The 17,356-nt window shown below is 63.5% G+C and carries 14 protein-coding genes; 8 read left to right on the top strand and 6 right to left on the bottom strand.

Features of this window, described 5'->3' with window-relative positions:
• Positions 1-24 precede the first annotated feature (24 nt).
• Positions 25-441 carry a cupin domain-containing protein gene (locus BBD46_RS12635; protein WP_071402045.1) on the top strand — a complete coding sequence of 139 codons (417 nt, stop codon included), beginning with the start codon at positions 25-27 and terminating at the stop codon, positions 439-441.
• A 307-nt stretch (positions 442-748) separates the two neighbouring features.
• Complete coding sequence (locus BBD46_RS12630; protein WP_071402044.1) at positions 749-3,274, top strand: PAS domain S-box protein; 2,526 nt, start codon at positions 749-751, stop codon at positions 3,272-3,274.
• Positions 3,275-3,414: 140 nt separating this feature from the next.
• On the opposite strand, the gene BBD46_RS12625 is transcribed toward BBD46_RS12630, so the two are convergent.
• Entirely contained in the window at positions 3,415-5,388 is a 1,974-nt protein-coding gene (locus BBD46_RS12625; RefSeq protein WP_071402043.1) for a 3-hydroxyacyl-CoA dehydrogenase/enoyl-CoA hydratase family protein, read from the bottom strand.
• Positions 5,389-5,503: 115 nt separating this feature from the next.
• On the opposite strand from BBD46_RS12625, the gene BBD46_RS12620 reads away from it, so the two are divergent.
• Positions 5,504-6,655, top strand: coding sequence for an acyl-CoA dehydrogenase family protein (locus BBD46_RS12620; RefSeq protein ID WP_006654492.1), 1,152 nt, complete (start codon positions 5,504-5,506; stop codon positions 6,653-6,655).
• 309 nt (positions 6,656-6,964) lie between these two features.
• The gene (locus BBD46_RS12615) at positions 6,965-7,447 is read left to right on the top strand and encodes a hypothetical protein (protein WP_071402042.1); all 483 of its coding nucleotides are present in this window, start codon (positions 6,965-6,967) and stop codon (positions 7,445-7,447) included.
• Between the two features lie 21 nt (positions 7,448-7,468).
• On the opposite strand, the gene BBD46_RS12610 is transcribed toward BBD46_RS12615, so the two are convergent.
• From BBD46_RS12610 to BBD46_RS12600, 3 genes are all read right to left on the bottom strand, one after another.
• Positions 7,469-8,893 (bottom strand): uracil-xanthine permease family protein, encoded by a 1,425-nt coding sequence (locus tag BBD46_RS12610; RefSeq protein WP_071402041.1) that lies wholly within the window; start codon positions 8,891-8,893, stop codon positions 7,469-7,471.
• A 203-nt stretch (positions 8,894-9,096) separates the two neighbouring features.
• Complete coding sequence (gene hpt, locus BBD46_RS12605) at positions 9,097-9,642, bottom strand: hypoxanthine/guanine phosphoribosyltransferase (RefSeq protein WP_071402040.1); 546 nt, start codon at positions 9,640-9,642, stop codon at positions 9,097-9,099.
• 101 nt (positions 9,643-9,743) lie between these two features.
• The gene (locus tag BBD46_RS12600; protein ID WP_071402039.1) at positions 9,744-10,361 is read right to left on the bottom strand and encodes a hypothetical protein; all 618 of its coding nucleotides are present in this window, start codon (positions 10,359-10,361) and stop codon (positions 9,744-9,746) included.
• Positions 10,362-10,420: 59 nt separating this feature from the next.
• Here BBD46_RS12600 and BBD46_RS12595 point away from each other — a divergent pair, with 59 nt between their 5' ends.
• The 3 genes from BBD46_RS12595 (at position 10,421) to BBD46_RS12585 (ending at position 15,443) form a co-directional block, all read left to right on the top strand.
• A complete protein-coding gene (locus BBD46_RS12595) occupies positions 10,421-11,209 on the top strand; it encodes a helix-turn-helix domain-containing protein (RefSeq protein ID WP_071402038.1) in 789 nt (262 codons plus the stop codon).
• Between the two features lie 177 nt (positions 11,210-11,386).
• On the top strand, positions 11,387-12,574 hold the full coding sequence (locus BBD46_RS12590) for a M48 family metalloprotease (protein WP_071402037.1): 1,188 nt from the start codon (positions 11,387-11,389) through the stop codon (positions 12,572-12,574).
• Positions 12,575-12,857: 283 nt separating this feature from the next.
• Positions 12,858-15,443, top strand: a complete 2,586-nt coding sequence (locus tag BBD46_RS12585; RefSeq protein ID WP_394326830.1) for a heavy metal translocating P-type ATPase — start codon at positions 12,858-12,860, stop codon at positions 15,441-15,443.
• Positions 15,444-15,545: 102 nt separating this feature from the next.
• Here BBD46_RS12585 and BBD46_RS12580 read toward each other — a convergent pair whose 3' ends face one another.
• Both BBD46_RS12580 and BBD46_RS12575 read right to left on the bottom strand, forming a co-directional pair.
• A complete protein-coding gene (locus BBD46_RS12580; RefSeq protein ID WP_071402036.1) occupies positions 15,546-15,809 on the bottom strand; it encodes a hypothetical protein in 264 nt (87 codons plus the stop codon).
• 63 nt (positions 15,810-15,872) lie between these two features.
• On the bottom strand, positions 15,873-16,427 hold the full coding sequence (locus BBD46_RS12575; protein WP_071402035.1) for a metal-dependent hydrolase: 555 nt from the start codon (positions 16,425-16,427) through the stop codon (positions 15,873-15,875).
• Positions 16,428-16,559: 132 nt separating this feature from the next.
• Between BBD46_RS12575 and BBD46_RS12570 the strand changes: the two genes are divergently transcribed.
• On the top strand, positions 16,560-17,189 hold the full coding sequence (locus tag BBD46_RS12570; protein WP_071402034.1) for a DNA-3-methyladenine glycosylase family protein: 630 nt from the start codon (positions 16,560-16,562) through the stop codon (positions 17,187-17,189).
• Positions 17,190-17,356 lie beyond the last annotated feature (167 nt).

The following is a 17,356-nucleotide window of genomic DNA, read 5'->3' as shown; positions in this document are numbered from 1 at the left end:
TGTGATCCGCGCCAAGAGTCAGCCATGTCCTACCGGAAGGTGAACTACGAGGAGGTCGATCAGGTCTCGAGTGCGATGCACGTCCTGAGCGACCCACTCGAGACGGAGCAGGTTGGGGTGACGGTCGCCCGCTGCGATCCGGACTGGAAGAGCAAGCCCCACGATCATACGGACAACGACCACGAGGAGGTCTACGTCCTCATCGAGGGTGAGGCGACGGTCGTCGTCGACGACGATCCGGTCGCGATGGAGGCCGGCGACGCGCTGTGGATCCCGCCCGAATCCACGCGGCAGATCCGCAACGGTGACACCGAGAGCGCGTTCGTTCTCGTAAGCGCGCCGAGTCTGCGGGACGACGACGGTGACGGCAACGGCGACAGCGACGGCGACGGTAATGGGAGCGGGAACGGCGACTGGCTGCTCTCCGGATTCGCCGGCTAGAGCAGCGCCAGCACCAGAACCACACTAACTGCACTAACTTCACTAATCGCACTAATCACACTCACCGCCGACGGTCACCAACCGATGGCAGAACTATCCAGATACTGAAAGCCGTGTTCGCACGTGATATGATGCGCGAGTTGAGACAGCGAGTTGCTCTCCCTGTTGGGTCTGCTGGCCCTGTTGAGCCTGTTGAGCCTGTAGGGTCGACTGGGGCTGGTAGGTCTGCGTGGCCCGCTTGGTCTACTGGACTCAAACAGTCTATTGCAGCCATCTACATCCCGCTACCAGCCATGAGTGGCCCACGATGAGTCGCGCACACATTCTTTGCGTCAGCCGCGATCCATCGACGCGAGCAGCGCTCACACTCGCGTTCACCGACGCCCCTGCAAGCGTCAGCGTCGTCCCGAACCCCGAACTGGTTCTCGACCAACTCGAGTCCGGCCGAGATCGGGCCCTCCCTCGGAAGAAGGGTGGGAACGACGCACAGCCGGATACTGGGCGGGATGGCGAGCAGGCCGGCCACGAGCACCACGAACGCCATGCCCACCACGCGCACCGCGAACGCACCGACGCGATCATCATCGACATCGACACCATCGACTCGGTGTCGGCGTTTGTAGCCGAAATCGAGAGCGCCGTGTCCGAACCACCCTCGGTGTTCGCCTACTGGGGAGAGAGTGGGACTGAAAGTGATGTCGGGAACGAAAGCACTGGTGAGGAGACTGCAGCCAGCGGTGAGCGTTCCGACGAGACGTCCGCCGACTCCAACGCTCTCGTCTCTGGGGACACTGATCCCGAATCGTCCCAGCCGGTACTCGCCGAGCTCTCGATTCCGGACACGCCGAAAACTGCGGGCGGAACACGGGACCGTTCGACCCAACACACCACTCGGGAAACGAACACACTGAGAGAAGCTGGCGACATCGCCGCAACTGTTCTGTCGAGCGTCGATGCCGAAGCGCCGAACGGCGGGGTTGGGTTCCCCGAACTCGAACGGACTGGCGGTAGAGCCGTCACCGGAACCGACGACGATGGCGACGCAGTCGACGTGTCCCACCCCGAACTCGTCGCGACCGTTCGGCGTGAGCTGGCCGACACGACCGCACCACAGACCGTCGAGCGAGTGCTCCGAACCGTGTTCACGGAGCGCGACGCGTTCGTTTTCGCCTGGGTTGGCGAGTACGACCGTGGCGAACATTCGGTCGTCCCCTGGGCGACAGATCCGGAGGCGACCGAGTGGCCCATCCACCGCACGTTCCGCATCGGGAGCGGTGTGAATCCCCTGCTCGAGCGAGCACTGTACTCCCAGCGCCTCCAGACGCAGGATCTCGCCTCCCAGCCTGACCTGACAATCACGGGCGGCGCGTTCACCCCTGCACCGTTTCACGACCGGGCGCGCGAGCACGGTGCCCGGTCGATCGCCGTCGCGCCGCTGGCGACGGAGTCAGATCGGTACGGCGTCCTCGTCGTCTACGCACCGACGCCGTTCACAGCCGGCACCCGCCGGACAGTTCGCGCCGTCGCCGACGTGGCCTCGCACGTCCTCGAAACGATCGCGATTCGCGGGCAACTCGAGCAACAGGAGCGAACGCTGCACCGGTACGAACGCCTCGTGAAGACCGCGGGTGACGGCATCTTCGTTCTCGACGGCTCGGGCCACGTGATGACCGTGAACGACGCGTTCGTCGAGATGACGGGCTACAGCCGCGAGTGGCTCCTCGGCGAGCACATCTCCTTGCTCTTCGACGACCAGACGATCGAACACGCCACGGAGACGGTCCAATCACTCATCGAGGCCGATGGCCGCTCGGCGACGATCGAAGTGCCACTGGAGACGAAAGACGGCTCGTACGTCACCTGCGAGGCACAGATTGCTGTCCTCGATCGCACCGATAGTGGCGGAAACGGCAGTGGCAGCAACAGGAGCACTGACATCGACACCGACATCGACACCAACACTGACGCTGAGACCAACACTAACACCGGCACCGACATCGACACCAACACCGACACCGGAAGCCAGTTCGGCGGTACCGTCGGCGTTCTCCGCGACATCACCGAGCGCAAACGAAACGAGCGCCGCCTGCGCAAACAGAACGAGCGCCTCGACGCCTTCGCCCGCATCGTCAGTCACGACCTGCGCAACCCGCTCGGTATCGCCCAGGGCTATCTCGACCTCATCGACGAAACCGGCTCACTCGAGCACCTCCCAACGGCCCAGCGCAGCCTCGATCGCATGGAGGCGATCATCCACGACGTCCTCGCCATCGCCCGCGACGGCACGTGGGCGAGCGACACCGAACGCGTCGACCTCGACACCGTGGCCAGCGAGGCCTGGGAGCACGTTTCCACCGGAGAGGCCACACTCACACTGACCGGGACAACAACGTTCATGGCGGACCGCTCGCGGCTCCTGCGCGTCTTCGAGAACCTGTTTCGGAACGCGATCGAACACGGCTCTGCCGACGAGGAGGTCGATGAACTGGCCGTTCGGGTGGGGGTACTCGAGTCCAAGTCCGAACCCGAGTCCGAGTCCGAGCCTGGCGACCAGCAACGGACTCCGATCACGGACGGCGACAGCGGAGACGGCCAGCAGGTGGGCGAGGCGTGTGGCTTTTTCGTCGCGGACAACGGGACCGGATTACCGGATGATCTGGCGGCAGACGATGACCTATTCGACCCGTCGATTTCGTCCGAAACGGACAGTCTGGGAATTGGCCTCTGGATCGTTCGAGAGGTGGCGACGGGCCACGACTGGCAGGTGCGTGCGTGTGAGAGCGAGGCTGGTGGCGCACGATTCGAGTTCGTAACTGCGAACGCCGAGCAGTAGTACTGTTGCAGACAGCAACGGCCCGGGCAGTACAGTCGTCAAAAATACCGCGTCGGTCGCTGGCCCTGTCCGCTGACCACGATCTGGATCTGGTGCTGTGTTCCGGTCCAGTTTCGGTCCAGTTCAGCTCCGGGTCGCTCTTACTTCCCTTCGAACTCTGGCTCGCCGTCACCCATGAACGCCGTAATACCCTCCATCAGGTCGTCCGTCGCCATCAGGTGACCGAACGCGGAGGCCTCGTACTCGAGTCCCGCCTCGGTGTCGTCGCGGCCCGCGAGCATCGCGCGCTTGGTGAACTTCTGGGCGATCGGTGGGCCGCCGGCGAGTTTCGCGGCGAGATCGAATGCGGCGTCCTCGAGGTCGTCGTTCTTGACGACGTCGTTGACGAAGCCGTAGTCTTCCATCACGTCGGCCTCGTAGCGCTCTGCGGTGAAGATGATCTCCTTTGCGCGGCCCTCGCCGACGATCTGGGAGAGGCGCTGCGTGCCGCCCCAGCCGGGGATCAGGCCGAGGTTGAGTTCGGGCTGGCCGAACTCCGAGCGCTCGCTTGCAACGCGCAGGTCGGCACAGGTTGCGAGTTCCATCCCGCCGCCGAGACAGAAGCCGTCGATACCGGCGACGACCGGCAGGTCACAGGACTCGAGTTCGCCGAAGGTGGACTGACCGTTCTTCGAGAGTTCGATCGCGCCGAGGGAGTCCGCGCCGCCGGCGGCCATGCTCTGGACGTCGGCACCGGCCGAGAAGGCCTTCTCGCCCTCGCCGGTGATGAGAATCGCGCGGACCTCGTCGTCCTCTTCGAGCAGGTCGATGGCCTCGGAGAGTTCGGCGAGCAGGTCGTCGCTGATCGTGTTCATGCGGTGTGGTCGGTCGAGGACGATGTGGCCGACCATCTCGCCGGGGTACTCGACGCGGATGGCGTCGAAGTCGACGCCGTCCTCGTCCTCCTCACTCTCGTAGAAGCCGCCCTCGTCGGCGCGCTCTGCGAGGAAGTCAGCCGGCGCGTATCGCTCGTGACCGGTCTCGTCGTAGGCCTCCTCGAGCGTCTCGAGGAGAGTGTCGAGGCCGTACTCGTCGACCAGTTTGACCGGACCGTCCGGGAAGCCAGCACCGAGCTGCACTGCCTCGTCGATCGAGGCCGGCGGTGCGACGTCGTTGCCGATCAGCTTCGCAGCCTCGTTGGCCATCGTCGCGAGCAGGCGTTCCTTGACGAACTCCGACTGCTCGTCGGTCGGAATCTCGGCGCCGGGGCCGTCCTCGTAGTCGTAGAAGCCCTTGCCCGTCTTCTTGCCGAGCTCTTCGTTCTCCACCTTCTCCTCGAGCAGCGGCGCTGGCTCGTAGGCCTCACCGAGCACGTCGTGCATGTACTCGAGTACGTGGAAGCTCACGTCGTTGCCGACCTGGTCGCCGAGTTCGAAGCTGCCCATCGGGAGGCCCATGTCGTACTTCGTGGTCGAGTCGACCTCCGAGATGGTTGCCTCGTCCTCGCTGACGAGCCAGGAGGCTTCGTTCATCAGCGGGACGAGGATGCGGTTGACGATGAAGCCGGGCGAGTCCTTGTGGACGCGCACTGGCGTTTTGCCGAAGTCGTCGGCGAGTTCCTCGATGACGTCGAGCGTGTCGTCGGCGCTCTCCGCACCCGAAATAACTTCGACGAGCTGCATGCGGACCGGCGGGTTGAAGAAGTGCATGCCACAGAACTGCTCGGGGCGCTCGGTCACGTCGGCGAGGTCCGTGATCGAGAGGCTCGAGGTGTTCGTCGCGAAGATGGTGTGGTCGGGGGCGTGCTCCTCGACCTCACCGTAGACATCCTTCTTGATCTCCATCTTCTCCGGGACGGCCTCGATGACGACGTCGGCGTTGCCGACGGCTTCCTCGACATCAACGATTGGCGTGACGCGCTCGAGCGCGGCATCGGCTTCGTCCTGGCTGAGCTGGTCCTTTTCGGCGAGCTTGTTGAGCGACCACTCGATCTGTTCGTAGCCGTTCTGGACGAATTCTTCCTTGATGTCGCGCAGTGCGACGTCGTAGCCAGCCATCGCGGCGACCTCCGCGATGCCGTGTCCCATGTTCCCTGCACCGAGAACTGCGACGGTGTTGATATCTTCCAGTTCCATGGATCAGTGTGCAATGGGAACCCGTTTGAACGTTTCCCTCTTCGCGGAAGGAAACTCTCTTTGAGTTTACAGCCGGTTACAAAGCTCTTTATCGCTCGGATAGTAACGATCGTCCATGGAATTCGGTCTCTCCGAAGAGCAACAACAGATCCGCGAGGAGGTACAGCGGTTCGCCGAGAACGAAATCGTTCCCGTCGCCGAGGAGTACGACACCGAGGAGAAGTACCCACACGACGTCATCGACAAGGCCGCCGAGATGGGGTTGACCGGCTCGTACATCCCGATCGACTACGGTGGTGCCGGCTACTCCATCCTCGACACCGCGATCATCACCGAGGAACTGTTCTCCTACGACCCGGGTATCGCGCTGTCGATCGTCTCGACCTCCTTCGGCTGTGAGGCGATCATGAACTTCGGCACCGAAGACCAGAAGGAGCGCTTCCTTGAACCCGTCGCGATGGGCGAGAAGATCTCCGGTGCAGCAATCTCCGAGCCCGACACCGGCTCCGACGTCTCCTCCGTCTCGACGCGCGCCGAGAAGGACGGCGACGAGTGGGTGATCAACGGCAACAAGATGTGGATCACCAACGGCACCGTCGGCGACTTCTTCGTCGTCCTCTGTAAGACCAACCCCGACGCACAGGGCCGCTACAACGGCTTCAGCCAGATCGTCGTCGAGTCCGACCGCGACGGCTTCTCCGCCGAGAAGATCACCGGCAAACTGGGCATCCGTGCCTCCGACACCGCCGAACTCGTCTTCGACGACGTCCGCGTCCCCGAGGAAAACCTCGTCGGTACCAAGGACGCCGCGTTCATGCAGCAGATGCAGTTCTTCGACGAAACCCGTACCGCCGTCGCCGCACAGGGCGTCGGCATCGCGAAGGGTGCCACGCGCGCTGCACTCGAGTACGCACAGGACCGCGAGCAGTTCGGGCAGTCGATTTCGGAGTTCCAGGCCATCCAGCACAAGCTCGCCGAGATGGCGACGGACACCGAGGCAGCCCGCAACCTGACGTACAAGGCAGCCTGGAACGTCGATCAAGGCAACGACATCACGAAGCTGGCCTCGATGGCGAAGGAGTACGCCTCCCGTATCGCCGTCGACGTTGCTGACGAGGCCGTCCAGATTCACGGCGGCGCTGGCTACGTCAACGACTTCCCGGTCGAGCGACTCTACCGCGACGCGAAGATTACCCAGATCTACGAGGGTACCTCGGAGATTCAGAAGAACGTTATCGCGCGCGAGATGCTCGGCAAGGGCTTCTAAGCGACCGCCCGACAGGACCGCTGCGTCAGCGGATTTCACCACGCTGCTTTTTTGGAGACGACCCACACAGGAACAAGAGCGGGAGCGACAGCGTGGCCACTCGCAGTTTGTGCCGTCCAGTAGTCGTTACACAGCCGTCGCGTTCGTGTAGTCGTCTCCAGTGAACGGAATCGAGTTACCGTCATTGGGACGCAGTCGGGAAATCGACCTCTCTCCCTTGTACAACGGTTCCGGTTGCGTTAGGACTGCGAGTAGCCATCTACTTTCAACCCACACAAGACACATATAAAATGACTCTGTAGCGTTAGTATGCGCCGCAGAGCCCTCCTTGCCAGCACCGTTCCAGTCGTTGGCGGTGGCTGCCTTAGTCGAGTCCCCACGTCTCGATTCGCATCGCACCCGACACCGACCGAACTCACGGCTTCCGCCCTGAATCGCATCGACGAAGACGAGTCTGAAGAGGTTCCAGACACGGACGAGCCACCCACCACTTCCTTTGACGAAGCTGAGTCGACGGCACAACTCGTCGGGACTGTTTCGTACGCGTCGACCACCTGCGGGGACATCAGCCTCTCGAGTGCGCAGTACGACGCCGACGAGGCGATGTGTACCGTTCGCGTCGTGGGAACGCGCAATGCGCCCAGCACTGAGCAGGAGTGTACCGCCGATATTGCGGTGGGATCGTATCGAGTTACACTCGAGTTCGATGACGGCGTTCCGGAGCGTATCGAAGCGATCGAGTCCGGTCCGGATGGAACGCAGGAGACCGAAGAAACTTATTCCAGGGTGTAACGGAACGCAATCGGGGCCGAATTAGTCGTCCCCTGGGTTCGGCGCAGTAGGGTTCGAACTATCGCTGTCTTCATCCTCATCCTCGAGTGCCGCCGCGTCGAACAGCGGACTCTGCTCACCGGGGACGATAGTGTTGAGAATCAGTGCCGAGAGCGCGGTCAGGATCACCGGTTCGCCGAAGAACGTCTGGGCCGCGTTCGGAAGCCCGCTGATAGCTTCGGGGGTCGTCGCGATCCCGAGTCCGAGGCCGAGCGAGACGGCGACGATGACCATGTTGCGGCGGTTGAGTTCGGTGTGCAGGACGATCAGCCGGAAGCCGCTGGCGGCGACCATGCCGACCATCAGGAGGACCGCGCCGCCGAAGACGGCGCTCGGGATGGTCGTAACCAGGGCACCGGTTACCGGGCTGAGGCCGAGTATCGCGAGAATCACGCCGCTGATACCGACGACGTGGCGGCTCATCACACCTGTGAAGGTGACGATACCGACGTTCTGGGAAAAGGAGGTCACCGGGAACGTGCCGAAGATCGAGCCGAGCGAACTCAGCGAGCCGTCGTTGAACAGCGCGCCGCGGAACTCGCGGTCATCAGGGTTGCGCCCCTCTGCGGCGGTGACGCCGGACATGTCACCCACGGTCTCCATCGCGGAGACCAGGAAGAGGAACGCGAAGACGAGGATAGCGATCGGTTCGAACTCGAACCCGAAGTGGGTCGGCGACGGGAACGCGATTGCATCCGCGCTCCCCACCGACGAGAAGTCGACGAGTCCGAAGCCGTAGACGAGATCCAGTGCGAGCGCGGCGGCGTAGCCAATGGCGATCGACGCGAGGATACTCAGCAGTCGAGTAACCCCACGCGTCAGCATGTTGAGGCCGACTGCGATGGCCAGTACGAGCGCTGCCAGACCGATGTGGTGCACAGCGCCGAACTCGCCGGCCTCCTGTGCTGCGGAGCCGCCGGCAGCGTAGTCCATCCCCGTCGGAATTAGATACAGTCCGATAATCACGACGACGAGTCCGGTCACGAGCGGCGGGAAGAAGGGTTTGATGCGCTTGAACTGCCAGCCAATGAGGCCCTCGACGACGAATCCGGTGACGAGAATCGCCCCGAAGACAGTAGCCATCCCGAACTCGATGCCGATCGTCGTCGCCGCGCCGACGAACGTGAAACTCGAGCCCATGACGATCGGCAGTTTCGCGCCGATCGGACCGATCGTGTACGCCTGGATTATCGTTGCCAGTCCGGAAAAGAGCAACACCATCTGGACGATGTAGGCCGTGTCGGCCCCATCGAGTCCGACGTTGCCGGCGACGATGTACGCCACCGCCGTCGCCGGCACGATCATCACCGCCACGTGTTGCAACCCGAGCAGGATCGACTTCGCCATCGGTGGCTTCTCGTCGAGGCCGTACTCGAGTTCGATGCCGTCCCCTGGATCGTTCGTCATCTATGACTGGGGTCTGATGATCGAGGCGTAAAAAATTTCGTATATGCGCTCAGAACTGCGCCTGGCTTGCACCAGAATATGCACTGTTGTGTATAGAATTAGGTTCCGTGGAACGCAGCATGTGCACAGCACACGCTCATCAGTTCGTGGCAGGGGAGTGAGCGCGCTTCGTACTCGAGTCCGATTCGGTTACAAAATCGCGATCAGTGAACGACGACCTCGCCGTCTTCGACCGTAATGTCGATGAGGCTCGTCGCGTCGAACTCGGTGTCGTCGAGGGCGGAGGGGCCGACTTTTCGCATGACGACGACGATGTCTGAGATATCAGCGCCGATGTCGTCCAGAGCGGTACAGATCGAGGCCAGGGTGCCGCCGGTCGAGAGCATGTCGTCGATGATGACGACGCGGTCGCCGGGTTCGACGTCGTTAATGTACATCTCCGATTCGGAGTAGCCGGTCTCCTGGTGGAGCGAGACCTCGCCCTCGAGGCCGTACTCGCGCTTGCGGATGACGACGAGCGGGATGTCCGTCTGGAGCGAGACGGCGGTTGCGAGGTGGATCCCCATCGCTTCGGGGGCGACGATTTTGTCGACGTTCAGATCGGCGGTTTGCATGACTTCGACGACGACCTCGCGCAGCAGTGCGGGGTCGAGCATCGGGACGCCGTTGCTGATTGGGTGGACGAGGTACTCGTAGCCGTCCTTGTCGATGATCGGCGCGTCGTCGAGCGACTCGAGGAGTCGGTCCATGGGGTGGGTTGGGTCAATCGTGGCAAAAGGGGTTCGTTCTCGGTTCTGGTTGAGAGCGGTTCGCTCGAATGGCTGGTGGTCAGGGGTATCGGGGTCTCCGGCTATCCGTCGTGATCCGAGTCGGTGTCGCCATTGTCGCTGTCTGAATCGGTGTCACCGTTCGCGCGGTCTGGGTCGCTGTCTGAGTTGGTGTCTGAGTCGGTGTCACCGTCGTCGGCATCCGAATCGCTATCTGAATCAGTATCACCGTTGCCACCGTTCGAGTCGCTATCAGAATCTGCGTCGCTGTCGCTATCCGTATCGGTATCGCCATTGGTACTCGAGTCGGCGTCCGAATCTCGCCCGCCTGGCGGGTGCAGCAGCGCAGTTTCCGGGTCGGCTGGCTCCGCCTCAGTCACAGTCTCAGTCTCTGTCACAGGGGTGGTGTCGAGTTCGGTACGTGCTCTGGAATCGGTTCTCCTCTTCTCGCCGTGGTCGCTCTCAGCTGCGGTTGCACGTTCGCGAATCTGATCCGGTACCAGCAGATACAATGCGACCGGCGGGACGACGTAGCTGGCGACCGCGAGCGCGGCAAACCACGGGTCGAGAAAGACGAGGAGGCCGAAGATCGCGAGTCCCGCTGCAGCGGCCGCGTGCGCAGCTGTTTTCGTGTACTGGCGGTAGAACGCCCAGAAATTACCGAGCGCCGTCGCCGTGCGCGAGCCTGCTGTCTGCCCCATGCGAACCGTACGCGACCGAGCGGGAAACCATTTGTCGCGCGAGCCCCTACACACAGCCGATGAGAGAGTTCGTCTTCGCCCTGGAGTACGAACCGGGTACCAACCCGGTCGCCGACGTTCTCGCGGACCACCCCGACGCGTCGGTCCGTTCCCTGTCGTGTCACGTCAGCGCCGACAGCCTCTGGCGCGTCGACCTCGCGACCGGCTCCGAGACCGCCCTCGCCGAACTGGAGGCCGCCTACGAGACGGCGGACTACTTCGCCGACTGTCTCGTGAAGGACGACTGCGGCGCGGACTGTGAGGTCCAGGTCCTCGACCGCTCGAGTGATACCCTCGTCGTCTACACCTACTGGGACCGAACCGATGTCTGCACGTCGGTCCCCCACGTCGCCCGCGAACACCTTGGTGACGGGATGCTGTTCGAGACCTACCGCGAGGGTCGGCGCTACCGCTGGCGGATCGTCCTCGCGAGCGATGCACCGATCCACGCGTTCTTCGACGCACTCGGCGAAGAGGTCGGCGAGTGTACCGGCATGGAGATGCTCCGACTGACGGAGCTCGATCCGGAACACGGCGGGAACGGCGCGGCTGCCGGTGCCGAAACCGGCGGTGTCGCCAACGGCGCTCTCGCTGACTCCCTCCCGACGGAACAGCGAGAGGCCCTGCAGGCGGCGGTCGACCGCGGCTACTACGAGACACCCCGCCGGATCGACCTCTCGGAACTCGCCGAGCAACTCGACGTTCCGCGCTCGACGCTCTCCTATCGACTCCGTCGAGCTGAGGCGACGCTTGCAACGACGTTCGTCAGCGAGGCAGACTCGATCGAGCAGTTAGCTGCTGGCCTCTAATCTGCGGTCCCTGGCGTTTTCAGCTACTCGCCAGCCCGTTCTGGCAACACCTGGCTAGAGTCCGGTGTAGCTGTGGGACTCGAGTACAGCTGCGAGAAAGAACGTGTGAGAGAAGGCGATCTCTCGCGCTACTGACCAGTCCACAACACTGTTACTGTTGCCAACCAATTCTCAAACGTGCCGCTGACACCGAACCGACGACTACAGATGCGCATCGCTGGTGCACTTGCGCTGGTGATCGCTGTCAATGGCGTTCTCCTCGCGGCGCTGGCCTGGAGTGCCGTCGCCATCCTCGGGGCGGGTGGCTGGTCGGTGTCGTTCGATGGTGGACTGCCTGTGGCGGTCGCACTCGTCCTTGTGAGTGCCGTGGCTCTCGTCGCGATGCAGGCCCGCTACGGCACGCGAACCGTCGTCTCGGGGCTCGACATGACCGAAATAGAGGGCGATGGTCCCCGAACCGTCGGCGGACGCGTTCGACGACTGGCCGCACAGGCGGACGTCCCGCTCCCGTCGGTCGCTGTCGCCGACCGGGACGAACCCGCCTGCCTGACCGTCGGCACCCAGCGCTCGCCGACGATCGTGGTCACTACAGGGCTGCTCGACCAACTCGACGACGACGAACTCGACGCCGCGCTCGCACACGAGATTGCCCACATTGCAAACCGTGACCTCCCGGTCGTCACGGCCGTCGCCGCAGCGGTCGCGATCGGTGACCGACTGCTCGAGCGCGAACAGAAACTCCGCGGTGTACTCGAGGGAGTGGTAGTAATCGCTATTTTCACGGGAATCGGCGCTATCCTTTTTGCGATTCCAATTCTCGTGCTCGCGGTGGTATTCTTGCTCGTGAGCGCCGTTGCGCGCGTGGTGCTCGCGATGAACGCGATCGCGCTCGGGCTGTTTTCGAAGGCGCGCGAGTACGCTGCCGACCGTGGCGCGAGTCAGCTCACCGGCGATCCAGCCGCGGTCGCGAGCGCACTTGCGGTGCTCGACGAGGAGTGTACCATTCCAACGCAGGACGCGAGACTGCACGCGAGCGCGACGCTTGGGATCGTTCCCCAGCCGCTGTCGTTCGAGCGTTCAGCCGACGGTGATGACGATGATGACGCGGAGGAACACTGGTTCGATCGCTGGTTCGTCAGCCAGTTCCAGCTGGAGACAGTTGACGCAGACGACTCGGATGAGAGCGAATCACCGGGATACATCGACCGACAGGTGGGACGAATCAAGGCGTGGCTTCGGCGAACGATCGTGTCCCCGATTCGGTCCGGCGTTCGGCGGGTGCTCACGTGGCGACCGCCGACTCACCCGTCGACCGAGTCACGGATCGAGCGCTTGCAGGCGGACGACCGTCGGTATCGCCGATAGCAACCGTTTGCTTTCCGTCAGCGGCTGTGTCTCACAGCTTACTCCGCTGTGACAAATGCGTAGTTGGCGTTTCCCGACTCCCGAGTTGGCGCACGCCAAATAACCTGTATGCTATCCCAGCCAGTAGACACTGGTAATGAGAGATTCCACCCCCGGTGTGCCGCCCGATTCGGCGGATTCGGCGGGCTCGACGGATGCGACGGATGCGGATCAGTGTGCGGATGACTGCTGCTCGGACGAGTACTCGAGTACCACACGCACACTCGAGTTACGGGTCCCCGAGATGGACTGTCCCTCCTGTGCGGGCAAGGTGACGAACAGCGTCGAGCGACTCGATGGTATCGACGACCTCAACGCGCAGGTGACGAGCGGCCGGCTGCTGGTGTCCTACGACGAGGCAGCGACGAGCGAGTCGGAGATTCGAGATCGCGTTCGTGCGGCGGGGTACGAGGTCGTCGACGAGCGTGACGACAACGACAACGCCGGTACCGCATCGGCAGGCGAGCACTCGTTCTCGGTCCCCGAAATGGACTGCGCCTCGTGTGCATCCAAGGTCGAGAACGCACTCGAGTCCGCCGACGGCGTGAGCGAAATCGAGACGCAGCCCACGTCGGGCCGTGTCACCGTCTCGACCGACAGCGACACTGATACCGCAACCGTCGTCGCCGCCATCCAATCAGCCGGCTACGACGCCACGCCCATCGACGACGGTAGCAAACGGATGGGCGACAAACAGGCCGTCTGGAAGAGCCGCCGCGCCGTCGGCACCGCGATCGGTGGCGTCCTCGTCACGGTCGGGATGGTACTCGAGTTCGTCCTCCCGGCACTCGATCCGGCGCTCGGGACCGTCGCGGGTCGGACCTACGAACTCTCGCACCTGCTGTTCATCGCGGCCGTCGTGGTCGCGGGGACGCCGATTATCCGGAACGGCTACTACTCGGCGCGCAATCGGAGTCTGGACATCGATTTCCTGATGAGCGCCGGTATCCTCGCCAGCGTCGCGGCGCACCACCCGTTCGAGGGGGCGATGCTCGCGGTGCTCTTCTCGGTTGCAGAGCTGTTGGAGCGCTTCTCGATGGACCGTGCGCGTGACTCCTTGCGAGAACTGATGGACCTCTCGCCGGAGACGGCGACGGTCCGCCGTGAGGACGGCACCGAGGAGACGATGCCTGCGGACGAACTCGAGGTCGGCGACGTGGTCGTCGTTCGACCCGGTGAGAAGATCCCGGCCGACGGCGTCGTCCGCGAGGGCGAGAGCGCGATCGACCAGTCTCCCATCACCGGCGAGAGCGTCCCAGTCGACAAGACGGCGGGCGATGAGGTCTTCGCCGGAACGATTCCCGAGTCCGGCTACCTCGAGATCGACGTCGAGAGCGAGGCCGATGAATCGACTATCGCCCGCATCGTCCGGATCGTCGAGGATGCAGAGCGCGAGCAGACCAAACGCGAGCAGTTCGTCGACCGCTTTGCGAACGTCTACACGCCGATCGTCGTCGTGCTCGCGCTTACCGTCGCAGTTGCCCCGCCGCTCGTTGCCGGTGCGTCCTGGAACACCTGGTTCCTGCGCGGACTCACGCTGCTGGTCATTGCCTGTCCCTGCGCGTTCGTCATCTCGACGCCGGTCAGCGTCGTCTCAGGAATCACGAGCGCGGCTCGCAACGGCGTGCTGATCAAGGGCGGCCGTCACCTCGAGGCGACTGGCGAGAGCAACGTCCTGGCGGTCGACAAGACCGGGACGCTGACCCAGGGCGACCTTTCGGTGACGGACGTGATCCCGCTTGAGGGCGCGACCGAGGAAGACGTGCTCCGCCGTGCTGGCGCAGTCGAGCGACGCAGCGAACACCCAATTGGCCAGTCGATCGTCGGCTACGCCGAGGAGCAGGGCATCGCAGTCGACGATCGCGACGTTTCGGCGTTCGAGGCGCTGACCGGCAAGGGCGTCCGCGCGGATCTCGACGGCGAGACCCACTACGTCGGGAAGCCGGACCTCTTCGACGGCCTGGCGGATCTGGAACACGTTCACGCGACGACCGACGGCGGTATCAACGTTGCCGGCGCGACGAGTCCGCAGGGACAGCAACAGCGCCAGTGCGAGCGCGAGAACTGTCTCGACGTGCTCGAAGATGTCGTTCCTAAACTGGAGGCGGAAGGCAAGACGATCGTCGTCGTCGGCACCGAAGACGGCCCGATCGGCGTTATCGCCGTCGCGGATCAGGTCCGCCCGGAGGCCGCCTGGGCCGTCTCACAGCTGCAAGATCAGGGCGTGCGCGTCGTGATGCTGACCGGCGACAACGAGGGCACCGCCCGCGCAATCGCAGACGAGGTCGGTATCGACGAGTTCCACGCGGAGTTGCTCCCCGAGGAGAAACTCGAGTGGATCGAGCGACTCGAGCGAGAGGCCGACGGAAGCGAGGACGGCGTGACCGGCGGCGACGGTACCGGCCACGTCGCCATGGTCGGCGACGGCATCAACGACGCGCCTGCAATGGCGACCGCGACCGTCGGCATCGCCATGGGCGCGGCCGGCACGGACACTGCACTCGAGACGGCCGACGTGGCGCTGATGGGCGACGACCTCACGCGCCTGCCCTACCTCTACGAACTCTCGGGGAAGGCAAACGGCGTCATCCGGCAGAATATCTGGTCGAGTCTGGCCGTGAAGGCGGTGCTCGCGGCCGGGGCACCGGTCGGCATCGTCACGGTGATCCACGCGGTCGTCATCGGCGACATGGGGATGAGCCTCGGCGTGACGGGGAACGCGATGCGCTTGGCGAACGTGGAGCCGGAGACGCCGGCTGACCCGGAGTTAGAATCGCCGGCTAGATCCGCTGATTCCGCAGGTTCCGTAAGTCCCACTGGCTCCCGCTGATCCTACTGGCCCTGCGATCGAAGGAAACACGGTAGCCGAGTGACGTTGGTTCGGGTATACCGTTGGTTTGGCCATACCGTTGGTCCGGGTCACTCGAGTACGTCACTCCCGCGACCTGTTCCTGACCCATCGAACGAGTCCAATCGTGCCGAACACAGCGAGAACGAGCCACATCCCGATGATGAGTACAGCGAGGACCTGAACGACGACGGCTCGGGGATGCTCGACGGACGAGTCCAGCACCGCGAGTTCGATGCCGACCCACTGGATGACGGTGACTCCCCCGACGACGAGACAGAGTACGAGCAGCCGGTCCCGGAAGAACTCGCGGCTCAGGTAGTACTCCAGGTAGTCGTCTTTGTCCATGCGCGTTCGGTCCCTCGTCTCGATGGACACGGCCGGGGAGAAAGGATCTTTCTCTTGTGTTGCTCACTCGCCGCGGACGGCCCCAACGATCGGTTCCGTTCCCGGATAGCCGTCGGCCCGCCAGAGCGCGATCCCGGCAACGAGGATCACCGCCTCGAGCCACAGCGTCGTGACTGTTATCTCGAGTGCCGGCACGGTTCCGAGCGGTTTCGTCCCCGTGTACTCGGGCATCGGCGTGAGCGGCCAGAGCAGAAACCCGAGCTCGTGGAAATCACCCGAGAGCACGTGCCACGGAATATCCGTCGCGATGTGTGAGAAATAGCCGATGGCGAAGGCAATCCCGAGCGTTTGCTGGCCCCGTACTCGAGAGACGAGCCAGACGGCGGCGACGACCGGAATCGCAAACAGTAGTGAGTGCCCGATCGTTCGTCCGACGTCGACGAGGCCGGCGAGCCAGATCGGCTTATCGAGCAGGTCGGGGAGCGCCGCGCCTGCAATGACGACGAGCGCCGCCGTCTCGGTTGGGATACGTCCGGTACGCCAGCGCGTGTACAGCGCGTAGCAGATGTACCCCACTGCGAGGTGAACGACGGGTTGCACGAGTGGTGAGTACGACATTGGAGGCGAAAAATGTCGGCGTGGCCATGACGTGGTGGTGTTCCGATCAGCGCTGGCTCGGGCCAAACCAGAGCTACCCGGCCCGAACCGAGACTCCTTTCCCCTCTCAGACCCGTATTACGGTACTTTCGTATGATAGACGAGGCCGAACCCGTACTCCGAGAGGACCCGGTCATGGACCGATTGGTCGACACACACGATCCCTACGTCGAACCCGACTGGACCGAGTACGAGCGTCTCTGTATCTCGATCATCAATCAACAGCTCTCGACCGCGAGCGCGGCGGCCGTCCGCGAACGCGTCTTCGACGCCCTCGAGGATGAGGTTACACCCGAGACCGTCCTCGCGGCGAACGACCAGGCGCTCCGTGACGCCGGTCTCTCCAGAAGCAAAGTCAACTATATTCGCAACGCTGCTCACGCCTTTCAGGAACAGGACTTCACGCGAGCAGGGCTGGCCGACGTCGACAACGACGAGGTCGTCGACCGACTGACCGAAATCAAGGGCATCGGCGAGTGGACCGCCCGAATGTACCTCCTGTTCGTCCTGGAGCGACCCGATATTCTGCCACTCGGTGACCTCGCCGTTCGGCGCGGGATCGAACAGCTATACAGCAACGGCGACGAACTGACGCGAGCCGAAATGCGCGACATCGCCGAGGACTGGCGGCCCTACCGCAGCGTCGCAACCCGCTACATCTGGGCCGAGTACGAGGCGGACTCGAGTATCGACCTCGCCAACGTGGACGCACGTAACGACTGAGTGATCCTGGAATGATCGTTGGGGAGAGCCTGCGAACCGAATCGCTGGCCGATTGGTAATCCGTGACTGTCTGTGCTCTCCGGAAAGCCAGTGGCCACGTTCGGCAGTGGTGAGTTGTGATGCGTTGACTTCGTCGCGTTCTGACTGTCATCCGCTCGTCACTCGAT

Source organism: Natrialba sp. SSL1 (assembly GCF_001861355.1).
Lineage (GTDB): Archaea > Halobacteriota > Halobacteria > Halobacteriales > Natrialbaceae > Natrialba.
Note: the sequence above shows the minus strand (reverse complement) of the source record. Positions and strands in the feature narration are given on the sequence as shown.